The 3,305-nt window shown below is 66.2% G+C and carries 3 protein-coding genes; all 3 read left to right on the top strand.

The genetic code is table 11. From position 1 onward, the window contains the following. Nucleotides 1–114: 114 nt before the first annotated feature. The 3 genes from DK254_RS21955 to DK254_RS21945 are packed head-to-tail and all read left to right on the top strand — an operon-like array spanning nt 115 to nt 3,176. Nucleotides 115–654 carry an ATP-dependent zinc protease gene (locus DK254_RS21955; RefSeq protein WP_109935461.1) on the top strand — a complete coding sequence of 180 codons (540 nt, stop codon included), beginning with the start codon at nt 115–117 and terminating at the stop codon, nt 652–654. A 5-nt stretch (nt 655–659) separates the two neighbouring features. Next, complete coding sequence (locus DK254_RS21950; RefSeq protein WP_109935460.1) at nt 660–2,186, top strand: inactive transglutaminase family protein; 1,527 nt, start codon at nt 660–662, stop codon at nt 2,184–2,186. A 3-nt stretch (nt 2,187–2,189) separates the two neighbouring features. Further along, nucleotides 2,190–3,176: an alpha-L-glutamate ligase-like protein gene (locus tag DK254_RS21945; protein ID WP_009618710.1), complete on the top strand. Its 987-nt coding sequence runs from the start codon at nt 2,190–2,192 to the stop codon at nt 3,174–3,176. Nucleotides 3,177–3,305 lie beyond the last annotated feature (129 nt).

Below are 3,305 nucleotides of genomic sequence, written 5' to 3'. Positions count from 1 at the left end.
CCCCGCATCCCTCCTGGGGGCCCACCCGCCCAGCCAAGGATGACTCGCCCGCAGGCCGTGGCGTTTGCCGGATGCCCCCGTTCACTGGCCTACGGCCCCCAGCGCTCAGGACTTATGAGACTCAAGCCCACAGCCCTGCTGCTCCTGCTTTTCCTGGCAGCCTTCGGCGGCGCCGCCGGCGCCGCCGGCAAGACCGTCTACGGGCTCATCGAATACGCCCACGTCGGCCAGCTCGACCAGGTGCTGGCGGCCAAGCTCGACACCGGCGCCAAGACCGCCTCCCTGAGCGCCCGCGACATCAAGCGCTTCAAGCGCGACGGCGAGACCTGGGTGCGCTTCTACCTGGCCACCGACACCGCCGACAGCCAGCCGCTGGAGCGGCCGCTGGCGCGCATCAGCAAGATCAAGCGCCGCCACGGCGACTTCGACCCCGACGAGGACAAGGCCTACACCGCCCGCCCGGTCATCGAGCTGGACGTCTGCCTGGGCAGGCTGCGCCGCACCATCGAAGTGAACCTTACCGACCGCAGCGCATTCCAATACCCCCTGCTGATCGGTTCCGACGCGCTCAAGCGCTTCGGCGCCCTGGTCGACCCCAGCCTGAAATACGCCGCCGGCCAGCCCGGCTGCCCCGTTGCGAAACCTGCCGAGTAAAGCCCATGCGCTCCATCAACCTGCACCTGAAGATCCTGATCGCCATCCTGGTGGTCCTGGGCGTTTCCATCACCGCCTACCAGATCTTCATCCTCGGCATACCCATGACCGAGGCGGAAACCGACGACCTGTGGAACATCGACGCCAAGGTCGAGTTCGTCGCCACGCCGAAGACCCCGGTCAAGGTGCAGATGTTCGTGCCGCCGCTGACCCAGGGCTACGTCAGCCTCAACGAGAGCTTCGTCTCGAACAACTACGGGGTGAGCATCAACCGCGCCGACGGCAACCGCAAGGTGACCTGGTCCTCGCGCCGCGCCAACGGCAAGCAGACGCTCTACTACCGCCTGGTGCTGACCAAGCGCTTCAGCGGCGAGCAGCCCAAGGAGAAAGGCCCGATCTTCCGTGACAGCCCGCCCCTGGAAGGCCCGGAGAAGATCGCCGCCGAGGCGCTGATCGCGCCCATCCGCCAGCATTCGGCGGACATCGAGACCTTCGTCAGCGAAACCATCAAGCGCGCCAACAACCTGGCCGACGACAACGTCAAACTGCTGCTGGCCGGCGACACCAGCCTGGAGAAGCGCTCCTACATCGTCGAGACCCTGCTGGCCCAGGCCCACGTGCCCATGGAGCGCGTGCACACCCTGCGCCTGCTGGCCAACCAGGCGCAGAGCCCGGAACTGTGGCTGCGCAGCTACAACGGCAAGGACTGGCTGTACTTCAACCCGGAAACCGGCGAACGCGGCCTGCCCGCCGACCGCCTGATCTGGTGGCTGGGCGACGAGCCGCTGCTGGCGGTGGAAGGCGGCAAGAAGGCGCTGATCAGCTTCAGCCTGAACAACAGCGAGATGAACGCCATCCGCCTGGCCAAGCTGACCAACGAGAACACCGACGCCTCCTTCCTCGACTACTCGCTGTACGGCCTGCCGCTGTCCACCCAGCAGACCTTCCAGATCATGATCATGATCCCCTTCGGCGTGCTGGTGATTCTGGTCCTGCGCAACCTGATCGGCATCCAGACCCTCGGCACCTTCACCCCGGTGCTGATCGCCCTCGCCTTCCGCGAGACCGGCCTGCAGTGGGGCATCGGCCTGTTCACCGTGATCACCGCCCTGGGCCTGTCGCTGCGCTCATACCTGGAGCACCTGAAGCTGCAGATGCTGCCGCGCCTGTCGGTGGTGCTGACCTTCGTGGTGGTGATGATCGCCGCCATCAGCCTGCTCAGCCACCGCCTGGGCTTCGAGAGCGGCCTGTCGGTGGCGCTGTTCCCCATGGTGATCCTGACCATGAGCATCGAGCGCCTGTCGATCACCTGGGAAGAACGCGGCGCCGCCCACGCCATGAAGGCCGCCATCGGCACCCTGTTCGCCGCGGCCCTGGCGCACATCCTGATGCGCGTGCCGGAGCTGGTGTACTTCGTGTTCACCTTCCCCGCGGTGCTGCTGCTCCTGGTGGCCTTCATGCTGGCGATGGGCCGTTACCGCGGCTACCGCCTGACCGAGCTGTTCCGCTTCAAAGCCTTCCTGAAGGACTGAGCCATGTTCGGCCTGATCAAGCGGTGGAAAGCCCTGGAAGCCAAGGGCATCATGGGCATCAACCGGCGCAACGCGGACTTCGTGCTGAAGTACAACAAGCGCCACCTGTACCCGATCGTCGACGACAAGATCATCACCAAGGAGCGCGCCATAGCGGCGGGCATCCACGTGCCGGAGATGTACGGGATCATCTCCACCGAGAAGGAGATCGAGAAGCTCGACAGCATCATCGGCGAGCGCAACGACTTCGTCATCAAGCCGGCGCAGGGCGCGGGCGGCGACGGCATCCTGGTGATCGCCGACCGCTTCGAGGGCAACTTCAAGACCGTCTCCGGGCGCATCATCAGCCGCGAGGAGATCGAGTACCAGCTCTCCAGCATCCTCACCGGCCTGTACTCCCTGGGCGGCCACCGCGACCGCGCGCTGATCGAGTACCGCGTCACCCCCGACCAGATCTTCCGCAGCATCAGCTACGAGGGCGTGCCGGACATCCGCATCATCGTCCTCATGGGCTACCCGGTGATGGCCATGCTGCGCCTGCCGACGCGCCAGTCCAACGGCAAGGCCAACCTGCACCAGGGCGCCATCGGCGTGGGCGTGGACCTGGCCACCGGCATCACCCTGCAAGGCACCTGGCTGAACCGCAAGATCGCCAAGCACCCGGACACCACCAACGCGGTGGACGGCGTGCAGCTGCCGCACTGGGACGGCTTCATGAAGCTGGCCGCCGGCTGCTACGAGCTGTGCGGCCTGGGCTACATCGGCGTGGACATGGTGCTGGACCAGGACAAGGGCCCGCTGATCCTCGAACTCAACGCCCGCCCCGGCCTGAACATCCAGATCGCCAACGACTGCGGCCTGACCGGCCGCGCCCAGGCGGTGGAAGCCCACCTGGTGGAGCTGCAGGCCAAGGGCGTGCAGGAAACCCCGGAAGAGCGCGTGCGCTTCTCCCAGAAGCTGTTCGGGCACGTGCCGACGCGGGAGATCTGACGTAGGGCGAATAACCGTTCGCGGTTATTCGCCGCCATCCGTGCCACCGGGGCGTCCGGCGTGGTCGGTGAATCCGATCGCGGACGGAGTCCGCTCCTACGGGGGAAAAATACCGTGTTTCCCGGCAAC

The organism is Pseudomonas sp. RW407, assembly GCF_003176655.1.
Lineage (GTDB): Bacteria > Pseudomonadota > Gammaproteobacteria > Pseudomonadales > Pseudomonadaceae > Pseudomonas > Pseudomonas delhiensis.
This window is presented reverse-complemented; position numbering and strand designations above follow the sequence as displayed.